General features: G+C 31.3%; 14 protein-coding genes. 9 read left to right on the forward strand and 5 right to left on the reverse strand.

Going from position 1 to position 18,711, the window contains the following annotated elements; all coding sequences use genetic code 11:
* Together CRV02_RS07805 and aceE are read right to left on the reverse strand one after the other, a co-directional pair.
* Positions 1-1,174: biotin/lipoyl-containing protein (locus CRV02_RS07805; RefSeq protein WP_129089853.1), on the reverse strand; the 1,174-nt coding region annotated here is incomplete at its 3' end.
* 10 nt (positions 1,175-1,184) lie between these two features.
* On the reverse strand, positions 1,185-3,857 hold the full coding sequence (aceE, locus tag CRV02_RS07810) for a pyruvate dehydrogenase (acetyl-transferring), homodimeric type (protein ID WP_129089854.1): 2,673 nt from the start codon (positions 3,855-3,857) through the stop codon (positions 1,185-1,187).
* A gap of 269 nt (positions 3,858-4,126) precedes the next feature.
* On the opposite strand from aceE, the gene CRV02_RS07815 reads away from it, so the two are divergent.
* Both CRV02_RS07815 and lipA read left to right on the forward strand, forming a co-directional pair.
* Complete coding sequence (locus tag CRV02_RS07815) at positions 4,127-4,867, forward strand: biotin/lipoate A/B protein ligase family protein (RefSeq protein ID WP_129089855.1); 741 nt, start codon at positions 4,127-4,129, stop codon at positions 4,865-4,867.
* Positions 4,848-5,756: a lipoyl synthase gene (lipA, locus tag CRV02_RS07820; protein ID WP_129089856.1), complete on the forward strand. Its 909-nt coding sequence runs from the start codon at positions 4,848-4,850 to the stop codon at positions 5,754-5,756. Before CRV02_RS07815 ends, lipA begins: the two co-directional genes overlap by 20 nt.
* Positions 5,757-5,783: 27 nt before the next feature.
* On the opposite strand, the gene CRV02_RS07825 is transcribed toward lipA, so the two are convergent.
* Positions 5,784-6,518 carry an IclR family transcriptional regulator gene (locus CRV02_RS07825; protein WP_129089857.1) on the reverse strand — a complete coding sequence of 245 codons (735 nt, stop codon included), beginning with the start codon at positions 6,516-6,518 and terminating at the stop codon, positions 5,784-5,786.
* A gap of 364 nt (positions 6,519-6,882) precedes the next feature.
* On the opposite strand from CRV02_RS07825, the gene CRV02_RS07830 reads away from it, so the two are divergent.
* From CRV02_RS07830 to CRV02_RS07850, 5 genes are all read left to right on the forward strand, one after another.
* Positions 6,883-8,016: a CoA ester lyase gene (locus tag CRV02_RS07830; RefSeq protein WP_129085105.1), complete on the forward strand. Its 1,134-nt coding sequence runs from the start codon at positions 6,883-6,885 to the stop codon at positions 8,014-8,016.
* Between the two features lie 15 nt (positions 8,017-8,031).
* Entirely contained in the window at positions 8,032-10,551 is a 2,520-nt protein-coding gene (locus tag CRV02_RS07835) for an aldolase/citrate lyase family protein (protein ID WP_129089858.1), read from the forward strand.
* A 10-nt stretch (positions 10,552-10,561) separates the two neighbouring features.
* Positions 10,562-11,623: a MaoC family dehydratase gene (locus tag CRV02_RS07840; protein ID WP_258239258.1), complete on the forward strand. Its 1,062-nt coding sequence runs from the start codon at positions 10,562-10,564 to the stop codon at positions 11,621-11,623.
* Between the two features lie 26 nt (positions 11,624-11,649).
* Positions 11,650-12,633, forward strand: a complete 984-nt coding sequence (locus CRV02_RS07845) for a CoA ester lyase (RefSeq protein WP_129089859.1) — start codon at positions 11,650-11,652, stop codon at positions 12,631-12,633.
* Between the two features lie 258 nt (positions 12,634-12,891).
* Positions 12,892-13,734, forward strand: coding sequence for a DUF5718 family protein (locus CRV02_RS07850; RefSeq protein WP_129085108.1), 843 nt, complete (start codon positions 12,892-12,894; stop codon positions 13,732-13,734).
* A gap of 138 nt (positions 13,735-13,872) precedes the next feature.
* On the opposite strand, the gene CRV02_RS07855 is transcribed toward CRV02_RS07850, so the two are convergent.
* Positions 13,873-14,181 carry a hypothetical protein gene (locus tag CRV02_RS07855; RefSeq protein ID WP_129085109.1) on the reverse strand — a complete coding sequence of 103 codons (309 nt, stop codon included), beginning with the start codon at positions 14,179-14,181 and terminating at the stop codon, positions 13,873-13,875.
* A 206-nt stretch (positions 14,182-14,387) separates the two neighbouring features.
* Between CRV02_RS07855 and CRV02_RS07860 the strand changes: the two genes are divergently transcribed.
* On the forward strand, positions 14,388-16,676 hold the full coding sequence (locus tag CRV02_RS07860) for a methyl-accepting chemotaxis protein (protein ID WP_129089860.1): 2,289 nt from the start codon (positions 14,388-14,390) through the stop codon (positions 16,674-16,676).
* 18 nt (positions 16,677-16,694) lie between these two features.
* Here the strand turns inward: CRV02_RS07860 and CRV02_RS07865 are convergent, their stop codons facing one another.
* Positions 16,695-17,258: a flavin reductase family protein gene (locus CRV02_RS07865; protein ID WP_129089861.1), complete on the reverse strand. Its 564-nt coding sequence runs from the start codon at positions 17,256-17,258 to the stop codon at positions 16,695-16,697.
* Between the two features lie 140 nt (positions 17,259-17,398).
* Here CRV02_RS07865 and CRV02_RS07870 point away from each other — a divergent pair, with 140 nt between their 5' ends.
* A complete protein-coding gene (locus CRV02_RS07870; protein ID WP_129089862.1) occupies positions 17,399-18,688 on the forward strand; it encodes a M20/M25/M40 family metallo-hydrolase in 1,290 nt (429 codons plus the stop codon).
* Positions 18,689-18,711: the final 23 nt, after the last annotated feature.

The raw sequence follows: 18,711 nt of genomic DNA on the forward strand, positions 1-18,711 counted from the left end.
TTCTAAAGCTTTCCATCTCAGTAATATCTGATTCATCAAATTGAGTAACGTGAGGCATTGAAACCCAGTTTCTATGTAATGATGGTCCAGAAATCTTTTGAATTCTACTAAGCTCAACAGTTTCAATTTCACCAAATTGTGAGAAATCAATCTCTTTAAGCTCAGGGAAGTTAAATCCAAGACCTGTTCCAGTTCCTGCAGCTGCTACTGCTGGTTTAGATAATTGCTCTTTTACATAAGCTTTAATGTCGTCTTTAAGGATTCTTCCTTTTCTACCAGTTCCTTTTACAAAACCTAAGTCAACACCAAACTCTCTTGCAACTTTTCTAACAGAAGGAGAAGCATAGATTTTCTTAGCTTTTTCAGTTAATACAGATGTAGCTTCAGGTGCACTTACTGCTGCAACTTCTTGAACAGTTGTAGTTTTCTTTGGCTCTTCTTTTTTAACTGGTTCTTCTTTTTTAGCTGGAGTTGGAACTTTTGATTCCATAACTACAGTTTTAACCATTTTTGCAATTAAATCACCAGAATTTACTTTCATTCCAGCTTCTACTGATAGTTCAATAATCTCACCTGCAAATGGAGCTGGTACATCCATAGAAGCTTTTTCAGTCTCTAAAGTAATAAGACCGTCTTCAAACTCTACTGTATCACCAACTGAAACCATTACATCAATTAAATCAACATCTTTATCTGCACCTAAATCTGGTACATGAACTTCTTCAACTACAGAACAAATAGTTTGCTCGTTTACAAATTGACAAGAGATTTCTGCACCAGCTGCTGAAATAGCTTTTAATTCAGCTTCTGCTGCTTCTAATCCCATTGGTTCAGATGAATCAGCTGCAGGAGTTGCTGCAACTTCTTCTGTTTTTTGTTCTTGTGCAGGAGCGGCTGGAGTTTCTTCAACTTTTTCTTCAGTTGCACCCTCTTCTTCAACTTCAACTCTAGCGATTAAATCACCAGAGTTTACTTTATCTCCAACTTTTACAAGAATTTCTTTAATAACACCTGCATGAGTTGTAGGAACATCCATAGAAGCTTTTTCAGTCTCTAAAGTAATAAGACCATCTTCAACTTCTACAGTTTCACCAACTTCAACCATGATTTCAATTAAATCAACGTCTTTGTCTGCTCCTAAATCAGGAATAAAAATATCTACTAAAGTACTCATCTTTTACTCCTTATGCTTTTAGTGGGTTTAGTTTATTTGCATCAATATTGTATTTTTTCATTGCTTCAGTAACAACTGATTTTTCAACTTTACCTAATTTAGCTAATTGTGCTAATGTAGTAAATACAATATAGTTAGTATCAACTTCGAAGAACGTTCTTAAGTTCGCTCTACTATCTGATCTACCAAATCCATCAGTTCCTAATGCTTTAAATGTTCCTTTTACAAATGGAGCAATTTGCTCAGAGTATGATTTCATGTAATCAGTTGCAGAGATAATAATGTTTTCATCATCACTTCCAAGAACTTGATCAACATATGCAATCTCATCTTCAGCATCAACATTTAAGAAGTTTCTTCTTTCAACGTCTTGTGCTTCTCTTGTTAATTCATTATAAGAAGTAGCAGAGTAGATATCTGAAGCAATTCCATACTCATTTGCTAAAATATCAGCTGCTGCTAATACTTGTTGGAAAATTGAACCAGAACCTAATAATTTAACTTTGAAGTTCTCTTTAGCATCAACAGTTTTAAACTTATAGATACCTCTTAAAATTCCTTCTTCAACACCTTCTGGCATTGCAGGTTGTTTGTAGTTCTCATTTAATGTTGTTAAGTAATAGAATACATCTTCTTGGTTTTCACCATACATTCTTTCAATACCTTTTTGAACGATAACTGCAAGCTCATATCCAAATGTTGGGTCATAAGATACACAGTTAGGTACTGTATTAGCAATGATATGTGAATGTCCATCTTCGTGTTGTAAACCTTCACCATTTAATGTAGTTCTACCTGATGTTCCACCAACTAAGAAACCTCTAGCCATTTGGTCACCAGCTGCCCAAGTAATATCACCTGTTCTTTGGAATCCAAACATTGAGTAGAAGATATAGAATGGAATCATTGGACAATCATTTACAGAGTATGAAGTTGCTGCTGCAATCCAAGAACCCATAGCACCAAGCTCATTAATACCTTCTTGAAGTACTTGACCTTTTTTATCTTCTTTATAGTATGCAACTTGATCTCTATCTTGAGGGATATATCTTTGACCTTCTGAAGAGTAGATACCTAATTGTCTAAACATACCTTCCATACCAAATGTTCTAGCTTCATCTGGAACGATTGGAACAACTCTTTTTCCAATTTTCTTATCTTTAACTAATACATTTAAGATTCTTACGAATGCCATAGTTGTAGAAATTTCTCTATCTCCACTTCCGTCTAATACAGCTTTGAATTTATCTAAAGCAGGAATTTCAAGTTTTTCAGAGAATTTTGGTCTTCTTTGAGGAAGTGCTCCATGTAATTCAGCTCTTCTTTCTTTCATATATTTCATTTCTTCTGAATCTTCAGCAAATGTATAATATGGGTAGTTCTCTAAATCTTCATCAGAAACTGGAATTCTGAATCTATCTCTAAATTGTTTTAATGAATCAGTGTCAACTTTTTTAACACCGTGAGCAATATTTTTACCTTCTGCTGCTTCACCCATTCCATAACCTTTTACAGTTTTTGCTAGGATTACAGTTGGTCTATCTTTAGTTTCCATTGCTGCTTTATATGCTGCATAAACTTTTAATGGGTCATGTCCACCTCTGTTTAATGCAAAAATTTCAGCATCAGACATATTTTCAACTAATTTTGCAGTTTCTGGATATTTATTAAAGAAGTTCTCTCTTGTGTAAGCTCCACCTTTTTGTTTAAAGTTTTGGTACTCACCATCAACAGTCTCTTCCATAAGTTGAAGAAGTTTTCCAGATGTATCTTTTCTTAATAGTTCATCCCAGTGTCTTCCCCAGATTACTTTAACTACTCTCCATCCATTTCCTCTGAAGTTACCTTCAAGCTCTTGAATGATTTTACCGTTTCCTCTTACTGGACCATCAAGTCTTTGTAAGTTACAGTTAATAACGAATACTAAGTTATCTAGTCCTTCTCTACCTGCAAGTCCAATTGCACCTAATGATTCTGGCTCATCACACTCACCATCACCCATATAACAATATACTTTTTGCTCAGAACAATCTTTGATTCCTCTATCTGTTAAGTATTTTAAGAATCTTGCTTGATAAATTGCTTGAATTGGTCCAAGACCCATTGATACTGTTGGGAACTGCCAATACTCAGGCATAAGTTTTGGGTGTGGGTATGAAGATAATCCATCTTCTAATGCTTCTTGTCTGAAGTTATCCATTTGTTCTTGAGAAATTCTTCCCTCAACAAAAGATCTTGCATAAATACCAGGAGCAATATGTCCTTGATAAAAAATTAAATCTCCACCATCTTTTTCATTTGGTGCTCTAAAGAAGTGATTGAATCCAACATCATATAATGTAGCAGATGATTGGAAAGATGCGATGTGTCCACCAAGCTCTAAGTTCTTTTTAGATGCTCTTTGTACCATCATTGCTGCATTCCATCTAATAGCAGATCTGATTTTCTTTTCAATATCTCTATCACCTGGCATTTTAGGTTCATCGTTTACATCAATACTATTTAAATATGCTGTAGTTGCCTTAAAAGGTAAGTAAGTTCCTTTTCTTCTAGCTTTATCAATTAGTTTTTCTAAAAGATAATGTGCTCTTCTAGGTCCTTCTGTTTCTAATACTGCATCTAAGGCCTCTATCCACTCTTGTGTTTCAGCCGGATCAATATCATTTAAGTTTAAATCTGACATTTGCGTTTCCTTGTAAAGAATTTACTAGATTTACTAGTGTTTTTGAATGAACATATGTTCATTGTGTAAAAATTGTGTAGCTATTCGTACCGTCAAGTCGAATTATGAACATATGATACTTTAATATTTTTAATTTTTACTTAATCAAATTTTTAGTACTATTCACTTAAGTTTTATGATAAAAAAAAGAAATATAATGGAAAAAAGAGTCAGAAAATTTACCTATTTTTTTATGACTTTTTAAATAAATTTTTTGGTTGACTTTATATATGAAAGATAAAAAAAGTAAATTTAGAGTAATTAAATCGGCAAAAGCAAGTGCAAAAAATAACATGGCAAGTGATGATGCATTACTATCATGTTACAAAGAAAATAACTTGCCAATACTAAGGGTTTATTATTGGGATAAATCCTTTACTATTGGTATTTCTCAAGACTTTGAGATGTACAGCTTTAAAGATGAATATAACGAAAACTATGCCAAAAGAATTACAGGTGGTGGAGTATTATTTCATGGACATGATGTTTCATACTCATTAGTTATACCTGTTAATCTTTTAGAGGGTTTAAATATAAAAGAATCTTATGAGTTCATTTGTAGGTTTATTATAAATTTTTACAAAAAATTAAACTTAGATGCAAGATACGCTAAAGATATTGAAGAGATTGATTTATCAAAAAGTGAATTTTGTCAAGTAGGTTTTGAAGCATATGACATTATTGTAAACGGAAAAAAAGTTGGCGGTAATGCACAAAGAAGAACCAAAAAAGCGATATTTCAACATGGTTCAATACCATTAAAGAGTCTAAACGATAAGTATGATGAGAAAATAGGTACAACATTAGAAGATTTTGACATAAATTTAGAATTTGATAAGGCATGTGTGTTACTAATCGAAGCATTTAATGAGACATTTAATGTTGAATTAGAACATAGTGAATTAACAGAAGAAGAGATTGCTAAAAAAAATCAGCTACTAAAGGATAAATATGACTATAGCAGAAAATAAACTTACACCAAGAAAAAAAGTTGATTTCAAAAAACCAGAATGGTTAAGAAAAAAACTTGTACCACATGCACAAAAAGAGATGGAAGCCTTACTTGGAGAACATGGATTACATACAATTTGCCAAGAAGCAAAGTGTCCAAATATTTCAGAGTGTTATGCAAAGAAAAATGCAACATTTATGATTTTAGGTGACTTATGTACTAGAAGATGTCAATACTGTAATGTAAAAACAGGAAACCCTAATGGTTACGTAAATCAAGAAGAAGTAGAAAAGATTACACTATCTGTTCAAAAGTTAGGATTAAAATTTGTAGTTATTACTAGTCCTGCAAGAGATGATTTAAAAGATGGTGGAGCAAATCACTTTTATGAAGTTACACAAAGTATATTAAAAAATACAGAAGATACTCAAGTTGAAATACTTATCCCTGATTTTCAAGCAAAAGATGAATCTTTACAAAAAGTTGTTGACTCAGGTGCTGTGATTATTGGACATAATATTGAAACAGTTCCATCAATGTATAAAATTAGAAAAGGTTCAACATATCAAAGATCACTTGATGTTCTTAGAAGATTAAAAGAGCTTGGTGGTAATAAAATAAAAACTAAATCTGCATTAATGGTTGGTCTTGGAGAAACAGAAGAAGAGATGGTTCAAGTATTTAAAGACCTAAGAGAAGTTGGCTGTGAGTTTTTAAGTATTGGTCAATATTTAGCACCAAGTGGTGATTATGCAAAAGTAAAAGAGTTTGTTCACCCTGATCAATTCGATAGATATAAAAAACTTGCAAAAGAGTTAGGGTTCTCTTTTGTACACTCTACACCATACGCTAGAAGTTCTTACTTAGCACATGAATATTTATCAAACAACAAAGGAACAATTCTTTAGAAGTTCCTTCTTAAGCATAGTATCTATTTAGATATTATGCTTGTTTACTATTAAAAATATCTCTTGACCTATTTTATGTAGCGTCTCTAAATCAAGTCTTACAGAAAGTCCAGATACACCAATTGTTGCAATTAGTTTATTTTTCTTATTAAAATATGGTACTGCAACAGACCGTAATCCAAACTCATGTTCTTCATTTCCTATTGCATAACCTCTTTCTTGAATTAATTCTAACTCTTTTTGAAGTTTTGTTGTAGAAGTTATTGTATTACTTGTATGTTTTTTTAACTTCAAGTTTTTTATTTCTATATCTGAAAAGGCTAATAAAATCTTACCAAAGCCATTTGTATGAAGTGGAGTTTTTAATCCAATAGAGTTTCTAGTTTTAAGTACTCTATTTGAGTTATCTACTTGATTTAAATATAAAACAGCACCTTCTTCTAATACACCCACGTATGCACACTCATTTGAAACCTCGTGAATCTCTTCTAAGATTGCTTTTGTTTTCTCTACAATTCTATCTCTATCTTCATCTTCTAAAATATTTTGCATGAAGTCACTTAAAATTATCTCTTTAGTATTATCTTTATACTCTATAAACTCTTCATCTATTAGTGTTGTAATAAGTCTTGACATTGTACTTTTATCAATAACAAGTTTTTGACATAATGTATTTGCAGTTAAAGGTTTAGTGGCAATCATAATCTCTTTTAAAATTCTAAGTCCTCTTGACAAAGATTTATTTCGATTGTTTTGTACCAACTCTACTCCTAGTCATTTCTATTAAGGCTGTTATATTAGCATTTTTGTATTTAAAAGTAGGAAAATGTCACCAAATATATATTTTCGTTACATTTTAGGTAACAAATTTTGAAAAAAATATTTTACTATCTGTGACAACTTTTTTAAATTTTCTCACTATATGCAACTTTTTTCTGAACATATTCTAATAAGCCTATTTCATGGGCTATTGACAAATTATTATTTTTTGCTTAAAATAAATAACTAGTTTAATTCTTTTGGTTTCACTTATGAAATGTATGGATTAATTTCAGTGTCAGAAGAATAAATAGTCTGAAAAATTATTGAAAATTCTTCAATAAAATAAAAAAGAAGAGGTACTATCATGACTGCATCAGTTGTAGATTTATCAAAACTAACAGCAAATGATGATTTAACTCCTGTGTTAGGTGGACACTGGCCAGGAATTCAAATATATTATCCGCCAATTAAATTCAATCCATTAGATGGAAGCTATGAAACAATGGAGCAAGCAAAGCTTAGATTACAAAAGCATGCTTACAAAACAAAAGCTCACACTGTTTTATTTGACCTTGAAGATGGTTGTAGACAAAAAGCTATGTCAAGAAAACTTTTAATCGAAGAATTACCAAAATTCCCAGAGAGAGATTTCCAAATAGCTATTAGAATTAATCCATTCAGAACAGATGAGTATGAAGAGGATTTAAAAATGTTAAAGCAAGTGCACAAGTATATTGATGCAATCGTTTTAGCAAAAGCTGGAGAAGTATATGGAGATGCAGAGATTAGAGACTTATCTTCATGGTTAGTTTCAATTGGAAGTAATTTACAAATTCAACCAATTATTGAGCACCCAAAATCTTTACAAATTGCAGATAAATTAATGAGCCACTCTACAGTTAAACACGTAGTATTTGGTATTCACGATTTCTCTAAAGCTATGGCTTATAAAATCACTCCTGAGGGATGGATTGATGAGTTAGAAACTTTCTTTAATATTCTTACTATGGAAGCAAGAGTTAAAGGTAAAGGAGTTATTGGTGGGGTTGAAGTATTATTAACACCAAACTCTTTACCAGATTCATGTGTTGAGAAAAAAGATATCAGAAGATGGTTAGATTTACATGGTGATGATGCATCAAGACATGTTTATGCTCACGCTAAAAGAGAAACAGCAATGGGATTAACAGGTAAACAAGTTATTACTCCAAATCACATTAATGTTTGTAAAGTTGCATTTACTCCATCTCCAAATGAGATTGCAAAAGATGTTGATATTTTACAAGAAGCTATTAAAGCTGATGCACTATTATCTGGTGCAATTAGATACAAAGGTGAAATGTTAGATCCACCAATGTTTGGTAAATCTTTACAGAACCTATTAAGAGCTTATGCATTAAATAGTCTTTCTAAAGAAGATGAAGCATTTGCAGTAAATGTATTAAATAGAATGCCTTTACACACATTTAAAGAAAACTGGCCATACGGTCTAATCTAAGAAAGGAAGTCAAAAATGAGTTCAACTATTGAAATCGAAGTACCAGAATTTTTAAATATTGGTGTTGCTTGTACATCTGCACACCTTGGTACAAAGAATGAAAATAATACAGCAATGATTATCGAAGATGATAAATTAGGGACTGATGAGATAACTTATAAAGATTTATCAGAAAAATCTGACCAAGTTTGTAACTTCCTTACATCTATTGGAATTGGTGCAAGAGATAGAGTTTTAGTTTGTTTAAAAAACTCTTTAGCATACCCAATTTCATTTTTTGGAGCAATTAAAGCAGGTATTATCGCTGTACCTACATCTACACTTTTAAGTGGTTCAGAAGTTAAATATTTAGCAGAAGATTCACAAGCAAGTGCAATTGTATTATCAGCTTCTATGTATGAGAACCTTGTTCCATATTTAGAAAACTGTGATAACTTAAAAACAATTATCGTTGCTGCAACTGATAGTGTTGAAGATTTAAAAAAGCCTAAGGGAATTAATGTTTACGCGTTAAATGAAATCTTAAAAGATACAGATAAAACGCCTAATCACTATAACTCAAAAGCTGGTGAGCCTGCATATTTAGTATATACATCGGGAACAACTGGTTTCCCTAAAGGTGTATTACACTCACATAGATCACTAGTTGGAAGAACTCCTGCTACTGAATATTGGTTTAACTTTAAAGAGAATGATAGAATCATGCACTCTGGTAAGTTCAACTGGACATATGTATTAGGTTCAGCATTAATGGATCCATTATTCAATGGACACACTGTTATTGCATATGAAGGTGCAAATGACGCTGGAACTTGGGTTGATTTAATCAAAAAACATAAATGTACTATTTTCATTGGTGTTCCAACGATTTATAGACAAATCATTCAAAAGACTGACTTCACAATTGAAGATTGTCCATCATTAAGATATTGTATGTCTGCTGGTGAGCACCTTTCAACTGAGATGATTGAATTATGGAGAGATAGATTTAAACAAGATATCTTTGAAGCAATTGGTATGTCTGAGTGTTCATACTATATTTCTCACTCTGTAAATAATCCAATTAGACCAGGGTCTGCTGGATTTGTTCAACCAGGTCACACAGTTAAACTACTTGACCCAGATACATTAGAAGAAGTTGGTGTTGAAGAAGAAGGTATGATTTGTATCGGTATTGATGATCCAGGTCTATTCTTAGAGTACTGGCAACTTGAAGATGAAACATCTAAAGCTAAGCATGATGGATACTTCTTTACAGGAGATTATGCAAAGAGAGATAAAGATGGTTATATCTGGTTCATTGGTAGAAAAGATGATATTATCAACACATTTGGATTTAGAGTATCACCACACGAAGTTGAAAGAGTTGTAAAAACTCATCCTTTAGTAGCAGATTGTGTAGCATTTGGATTTGACTTAGCTAAAGATAAAACATTAGTGGCGATTGCTGTAATTGGACATGAAGAATTAACTGAAGCTCAACAAGAAGAGGTTCTTAAATTCTCTCAAGATAATCTTGCTAAATACAAAGCACCAAAGAAAATCTTTGCAATGGCTGATTATCCAAGAACTAAGAATGGTAAAGTTCTTAGAAAACAACTTGTAAAAAATCTACATGAGCTTGAAAGTGCACATGCAAGAGGTGAAGAAGTAATTGAATATAAAGCTAGAAGATCTATGTTATTCGTACCGTCATACAATAAACATAACGTAGAAAAAGCTAAATCTGTACTTGCGGACAGCGTTATATTCGACCTTGAGGCTATCTTACATGAGCAAAGAGAAGTTGGTAGAGAAGTTGTTAGAGATGTTTATAAAAACCAAGGTTGTAAATTCGGTGAGTCTGAAAGAATTCTAAGAATCAATAACCTAGGAAGTGAAGATTTACAAAAAGATTTAGAATTAGCAAAAGAGATTGAGCTTGATGCTTTACTGTTCTCTAAAATTGATACTAAAGAAGATGTACTAGAAGCAGTTAAATTAATTGATGAAGTTAACCCTGAGTTAACATTAATGATTATGATTGAAACTCCACTATCTGTACTAAATATCCAAGAGATTTGTGCAGCAAGTCCAAGAGTTGAAGTTGTAGTTGTTGGTTCAAATAAGTTAGCTAACAGACTTCATATTGATATCAAAAAAGGTTCAAAAGCAATGTTTAACTACCTATCGCAAATTGCACTTGCTGCAAAAGCATATGGTAAAACTGTTATTGATGGACCACACTTTGATGTTCATGATGAGTTTGCTTGTGAAGATTCAACTAAAGATGCGTTTAACTTAGGGTTTGATGGTAAATCACTGATTCACCCAGTTCAAATTGAGTATATCAATGATATCTTTACTCCTAAACAAAAAGAAGTTGAAGATTATGAAGCAATGATTAATGAATATGAAGAAGCTAAAAAACAAGGTAAAGAAGTAATTATGCACAACAACAAGCTTGTTGATGGTTCTAGAATTAAATGGGCTAGAAAAATGATTACTCTTTATGAGACATATAAATCATTAGGTCAAAACCTATTTGGTAAATAAGGAGAAGTAAGTGTCTAATAAGATAAATATGGGAAACTTTTTTGAAGATTTTTCTATAGGACAAAAAATAGTACACCCTCTTCCTAGAACAGTAAGTGAAGGAGATATATCTTTATACATCGCTTTCACTGGTTCTAGATTTGCTTTACACTCTTCAGATCTAGTAGCACAAGAGATGGGATATGAAAAAAGACCTATTGATGATACTTTAAACTTTCACTTGACTTTTGGTAAGTCAGTGCAAGATATTTCATTAAATGCCATTGCTAACTTAGGTTATGCAGAGATTTCATTCCCAAATCCAGTTTACATTGGGGATACAGTTTCAATGACTTCAACAGTTATCGGATTAAAAGAAAACTCAAATGGAAAATCTGGAGTTGTTTACGTTCACTCAATTGGTGTAAACCAAAAAGGTGAAGAAGTACTTAACTTCAAAAGATGGGTTATGGTTCATAAAAAGGACAAAACTACAACTACTGGTATCAAAGAGATTCCTGAGTTTAAAGAGTCAACTCCTATTTTAGATGAAATCAATATTCCAGAGATCAAATGTGTTGATACTAACGCATCTGGTGGAAACTTCTTCTTTGAAGATTATGAAAAAGGTGAAAGACTAAATCACCCAGAAGGTATTACAGTTGATAATAGTGACCATACTTTAGCAACTAAGTTATACCAAAACAATGCGAAGGTTCACTTCAACGATCATATGATGAAATCTACTCCTATGGGAGAGAGATTAATGTATGGTGGAATTGTTATCTCTATGGCTAGAGCAATTTCATTTAATGGTTTACAAAATGCACAATGGATGTATGCTATTAACTCTGGAGCTCATGCTAACCCAACATATGCAGGTGATACTATCTATGCATATACGGAAGTGATTGATACTATTGATCATAAAAGAGATGATATTGGTTTATTAAGATTAAGAACAATTGCTGTTAAAAATCAAAAACCAGAAGAGATTGAATCACCAAAAGGTGAAGATGGTAAGTACTTAAAAAATGTAGTACTTGATTTAGATTACACTGTTGTAATCCCAAAGAAAAAAACAAAAAAATAAATATAACTTGATATAAAGGATATAAAATGACACACCCTAATGAAGCACTATTTGAATCTGGAAAATCTTTACCGATTATTCCTACTTGTGAGCACTTTGCAGGAAGCGAAAAGCTAATCAAAAAAGGTTTTGATATGCAAAGAAAACTTGGACCTGTTTTTGATATCACTTGTGATTGTGAAGATGGAGCTGAGACTGGTAAAGAAGTTGAGCATGCAGAAATGATTGTTAGAGTTGTTAACTCTGAAGACAACCCATATGCAATGGCTGGAACTAGAATCCACGATTTCTCTCATCCAGATTGGAGACAAGATGTTGATATTCTTGTACCAGGTGCTGGTGAAAAATTAGCGTATATTACATTACCAAAATCAACTTCTTATGAAGATGTAAAAACTCAAGTTGAGTATATTCAAGAAGTAGCTAAAAAATCTGGTATCACAAGAGAGATTCCAATTCATATCTTAATTGAAACTCATGGTGCATTACAAGATGTAGAAAAAATCGCTACATTACCATGGCTACAAGTATTAGACTTTGGTTTAATGGACTTTGTATCAGGATACCAAGGTGCTATTCCAGCAATTAACATGAGAAGCCCAGGTCAATTTGACCACAGATTAATTGGAGCTGCTAAAGCAAGAGTTGCACAAGCTGCTATCCAAAACCATGTTATTCCTTGTCATAACGTAACATTGGACCTTAAAAACCCATACCAAACTTATAAAGATGCAGAAAGAGCTAGAAACGAGTTTGGATTCATGAGAATGTGGTCAATTTACCCAACACAAGTACAAGCTATCGTTGATGCAATGAAACCAGACTTTACTGAGTTAGAAGCTGCACAAAATATTCTTTTAGCTGCACAAGATGCTGAGTGGGGACCAATCCAATATGATGGTGAGTTACACGATAGAGCAACATATAGATACTTCTGGGAATTAGTACAAAGAGCTAAGTACTCTGGTGCTAAATTACTAGATGACGTTGAGAAAAGATTCTTTTCTTAATAGAAATATTTAGAAAATAAATTTAATTAAACTTTTTAGATAAGAGGAGTAATCTTCTTATCTATTTTTAACTAAGGACAAAAAAATGAAACTATTAGTCAAGGTCAAACTCATGAAGTTCAGTGAGGAAAGATTTACTTCCAGGTAGAACATCAGACAATATAACTACCCTGTAAACTTCACAAATACCCTCACTTAAATAATCAATCCAAATTAATAAAAACTTATTGTCAACTATTAACAAACAAAGGTACAAATATGAATAAAAACCAAGCAAATTTAGAAGAGTTAAAAGATTATTTAGGGTTTGGTGTTGCAGGAAACTTTGCAAACCACTTAGGTGAAGCTGGTGAGGCAGATGAATTTTCTGTTATTGAAACAAAAGAGAAAGATGCTCCAAAAGGACTTTTTCCTTTTTATATTCCAAATCATGATAGCTTTTTAGGAGAATATCCGATTAGTACGGATGTTATTAACCACAATGATATTGAACATTTACAAGTTGAAGCTGAAGTAGCCTTACTTTGTGATTTTGTATATGAAAATGATAAGTTAGTAGATATTAAACCAAAGCTTTTTGGTGCATTTAATGACTGTTCAAATAGAATTCAAGATGGAAACAAACTTAGTACAAAGAAAAACTGGGGAGCAAACTCTAAAGGGATTGCCGACGATTTAATCGAAGTTGATAACTTTGATGAAGATGGTATTTTAAGTAAATATCATATTGCTTCTTTTATTAGAAGAGATGGTATCTTAAGAGACTATGGTACAGTTAGTGCTGTTAAATCATACTCATACTTCTTTAATCAGTTAAAAGACTGGATGATTGATAAATTCAATACTCAAGAAGATATGGGACCATTAGAAGAGTTAAAACCATTTATTAAAGATATAAACAACTACAAAGGTCTTTTAATAGCTGCTGGTGCAACAGCATATTCAGACTTTGGTAAAACTCACTTCTTAGAAAAAGGTGATGAGATATTTGTTTATGTTTATGATGCACACTTCCATTCATTTGAAGATATCATTCAAGATATGTCAGGAATGGACTTACACCTTTCAAAATGTAGTAAACTACATCAAATAGTTGAATAAAACCTTTTAGTTTCCCTAAATTTAGGGGAACTAACCTACTAGCCTTTATCCTTATTTCAGATTATTATGATGTTTTGAAAGAGAAAAACAAACCTCTAAACAAGAGGTTTATTCTATAATTTATTTGATTTTTTTGCTCTATTGAGCTTGAATGAAGTCTTTATATTTTTTAGCAGTGTTATAGCTTATCTCTGCTGTTTTTGCAACACTATACACAGTGATACTTTTATTTTCTAATCTTAAGATATTTACAGCATTTTGTACAGCTTCTTTACTTCTTTTTTTCTTTATATTATTTGCTTTTACCGTTGCTTTTATTTTCTTTTTTGTTCTTGATTGCATTGACTTTTGAAACTCTTCATTGATTCTATTATATAAAGTCATATCATTTTGAGCTAATATTTTTTGTAGTGCATTAAATTCATTATTTGAAATTGTGATTCTCAATTTTTCTCCTGTTTTATTTTTTGAGGGTCGAAATTATACATAAAAAACCTTAAAACTATCTCAAATTGTTATAACATTATGAAATAATTTCAACAAATAATTTATTCGATATTTTTTTATAATATTTTTAACTTTTTTGTTACTTTACTACCAAAATGATACTTTTTAGTGTTATAATAATTTAAGATGATTTTAAAGGTTGTATTATGTTAAATAAAGATTCAAAAAAAGGAAGCTTTGGAAATAAGCTTTTATTACAAGTTTTAGGTACTACAATCCTAGTTTTTGCAATTACTATCTTCTTTATTGCTAAATATTCATACGAAACTGCCCAGTCAAGTGCAAAAGAGTATGTAAAAGAGATGTCGAGTAGTTTTGCAGGAAAAGTTGAAGGAGAAGTAAATCTATCAGTTAAAATTGTTCAAGCACTAAGATCTAAATTTCAAGAAGCAATTAATCATGATAAAAAACTTCATGAAAAAGAGACTATTGCAATGCTTAGCTCAATTTTAAGTGAAAATGAGCAACTTCTTGGTATTTGGTGGGGGATGAAAGATAAGACAATTCTTTTTAACCCCAAACAAGAAGGAGTAGATGCTCCTGAATCTTGGTATACAAAAGATGGAGAGTTTTCTCCCTATGTTACAAGAGCAAAAGGAAAAGTTGTTCTTCAACAATCAGCAGATTACAATGAAGAGAATGGTTGGATAAAAGGACCCAAAGAAGCAGGAAAGCTATTTATAACAAAACCCTATCTTTATCCTATTGATGGTAAAAAAGTATTAATGTCAACAATTGGGATTCCTCTTTATAAAGATGGAAACTATGTTGGAGTTATTGGAGCAGAAATTGCTCTAGATACTTTCGTAAAACTTTCTTCTTCTAAAAAAGTTTATGAAACAGGTTATACTTTCTTACTAGATCACTATGGAATTGTATTAGGACATCCAAATAAAGAGTTTTTAGGAAAAGAGATACTTGAAGTAACTAAAAATGATACTGAATATAAAACTCTTCTTTCTAAATCAAACAAGGGTGAAGATAGTTCTTTCGATAAGGTGTCTGTAAATACAGGAAAAGAGTCTTACTATTATGCAAAAGCCTTTGAAATAGGAAATACAGGATATCATTGGACCTTTGTTATCTTAGCTCCTAAAGATGAGTATCTAGCTTTAGCTATCTTCTTAAGAAACTTTTCTATTATTGCAGCCTTATTTGGTTTATTAATTATTGCAGCTGTTATTTACTTAAGTATTAGAAAATTAAAATCAAATCTAAACCTTATTAGTTCTGGTCTTAAATCATTTTTTAACTACTTAAATAAAGAGAGTTCTTCTACTAAAGAGATTGATTTAATTTCAAATGATGAATTTGGACAAATGGCACTAGATATTAATACCAATATAGAGAAAGTAAAAAAAGGAATAGATCAAGATAACAGACTAATATCTGATCTAAAATCAATTGTAAATAAAGTAAGTGATGGACACTTAGAAGATAGAATTAACTCTTCTACTTCTAATGACTCATTAAATGAATTAAAATCACTACTAAATGATATGCTTAATAATCTTGAAGGTTTAGTAGGTAAAGACTTAAATAAAATTAGTGATGTTTTAGCTAAATATACGCAAAGGGATTTTACTGCAAAACTAAATGAAGAAGATTCTGGAAAAATAGGTAAAGAGCTTATTGAGATGAATAGAATGATTATATCTATGCTTCAAGATAGTCAAAGAGATGGTATTTCCTTACAAGCTAGCTCTAATGAATTAACAGCAAGTGTTCAAACATTAAGTAGTAATGCAACATCACAAGCTGCAAGTTTAGAAGAGACTGCTGCTTCTATTGACGAGATTACAAGCAACATTGAAAGTACAAGTCAAAAAGCACAAGAGATGCTAAAAATCTCAAATGATACTAAAAACTCTGCAAACCAAGGTAAGGAGTTAGCATCAAATACTGTTCATTCAATGGATGAAATAAATGAGACTGTACATACTATTAATGAAGCAATTACAGTTATTGACCAAATTGCCTTCCAAACAAATATTCTTTCACTAAATGCAGCTGTAGAAGCAGCTACGGCTGGTGAAGCAGGAAGAGGATTTGCCGTTGTTGCACAAGAAGTTAGAAATCTAGCCTCTAGGTCTGCTGAAGCAGCAAAAGAGATTAAAGACTTAGTTGAATCTGCAACTACAAGAGCTACAAATGGTAAAGAGATTAGTAGTAGGATGATTGAAGGATTTAATCAATTAGAAGAAAAAATCACACATACAAATGCTTTAATCGATGATGTATCAAATGCAGCAAAAGAACAAACAATAGGAATGTCACAAATTGCTGATGCAATGGGACAGCTTGATAAGTTTACACAAGAAAATGCATCAATTGCTGATACAACAAATAGCATTGCTAAAGAAACAAATAGTATTGCACAAGAAGTAGTAAATAGTGTAAGTAAAAATAATTTTGAAGGAAAAAAGTTTAGTTAGAGCCTTGCTCTAACTAAATTATAAATCAACCATAGCTTTAAAGAAAACTCCACTTCTTCCTACATTTTCTACATTTACATGGAATTTTTCATTTATTCTATCATCTTCGATATACTGTTTTTTAATCTCTAAGATTAAAGGAGTAGTTTTACCAGGTAATTTAACTACATCATAAAGCTCACAGAAAAGTGCTGTTTGAGTTGAACTAATCATAGGTGGAAAATCCTCTAAAGGCTTTTCTACTTCAATTTCATACTCACTAATCTCACTTTGCTCTTTATCTAACATATTAGCACTAAGTTTAACTTTATCAACGTTATCTTTGTTTACAAAACAGATAGTTGCTTTTTTATGTTTTAAAATATTTGCTAAGCTATCTTTAGGAATGCCCTCTTCTTTTTGTCCAATGGCAACTATAAGTGTTGCTGGATTACTTGAAATTGGTATAAAATATGAAAATGGTGCTGCATTTACAACTCCTTCATCCTCTGTAACTATCCAAGCAATTGGTCTTGGAACAACAGTATCTGACATGATTTTATACCTATTTAAATCATTCACATCTTTATAATCAATTATCATTTATATTCCCCTATTTTTAATAATTTTTATCATATTAAAATCTGTTTATAAAGAGCTTAAAATCAAGCTTTTTTCTACTTTTAAATTATCTTAAATTCAATACAATTTGATATAATCCAAAGAAAAAAAGGTTTAATAACATGAATAATGTAATAGATATTTTTAAAGAGATAACAGCCTTAAATAGATGTAGTGGAAATTATGACGATTTTATCTCTTATGTTAAGGAGTTTTCTTCTAAGTATAATTATGAATGTTTAGTAGATAATTACAATAATATTTTATGTAAAAAACAAGATTCAAAAGCAACTTTATGTATTCAAAATCACTATGATATTGTTTGTTTAATTGACAATAATATTCCAAAAATTATTGAAGAAGATGGATTTTTTAAAGCAGAAAATTCTACTCTTGGAGCAGACAATGGAATTGGATGTTCATACATGTTAAGTCTTATGTCACAAGATTATGATTGTGAGTTTTTATTTACAAGTGATGAAGAGATTGGTCTTATTGGGGCTAACAATTTAGAGCATAAATTAAACGCAAAATATATGTTAAATATTGATAGTGAAGAAGAAGGTGAAATCTGTATTGGATGTGCAGGTGGAGTTGATATTTTTGGAAAAACTTCTAACAAAGAAATCATAAAAAATAGTGATAATTATGAACTATATGAAGTGAAAATTTCAAACCTTCCAGGTGGTCATAGTGGAGTAAATATCCATGAAAATAGACCAAATGCAATTAAACTATTTGGAGAACTTGTAAAAGAAAATAGTGGTTTATTATTAGACATAAATGCAGGTGAGAGAATAAATTCAATCCCCGTAAATGTAAAAGCAATAGTAGCCTTTAAGTCTTATCCAAAGAATTTTAATGAAGATTTCATTTGTATAGATAAAATAGATACTAAAAGTGAACACTTTAATGTTTGGAGTAGTGATATTACTACTTTCATTTGTACATTTGCAAATGGAGTTAGAGCTTATGATGAAAAATTAAATGTAGTTTTAGACTCAATAAATCTAGCAAAAATTACTACAAATATTGATTCTATTGATATAGAACTAAGTGCAAGATCAATGGATAATAAAAACTTAGAAACTATAAAAAAAGAGACAACAGCCCTACTAGAGAACTTTGGATTTGAAGTTAAAACTGATGGAAAATACCCAGCATGGAAACCTGATGTAAATGAGTTTACAAATGAGGTTTTAGATATTTATAAAACTTATGATTCTTCTGCTTCACTTGAAGCAATTCATGCAGGTCTAGAGTGTGCTATTTTTAAAGATAAATTTCCTCACATGAAACTAGCTTCTATTGGTCCAAATATTTTTAATCCTCATTCAAATAAAGAGTCTGTAGAAATTAGTTCAATAGAAAAACTAGGGAAAATTGTTAAAGAAATAGCTGATAAATTTTAATATTATATATTATAAAAGAGCAT

This window comes from Arcobacter sp. CECT 8989 (genome assembly GCF_004116715.1).
Lineage (GTDB): Bacteria > Campylobacterota > Campylobacteria > Campylobacterales > Arcobacteraceae > Halarcobacter.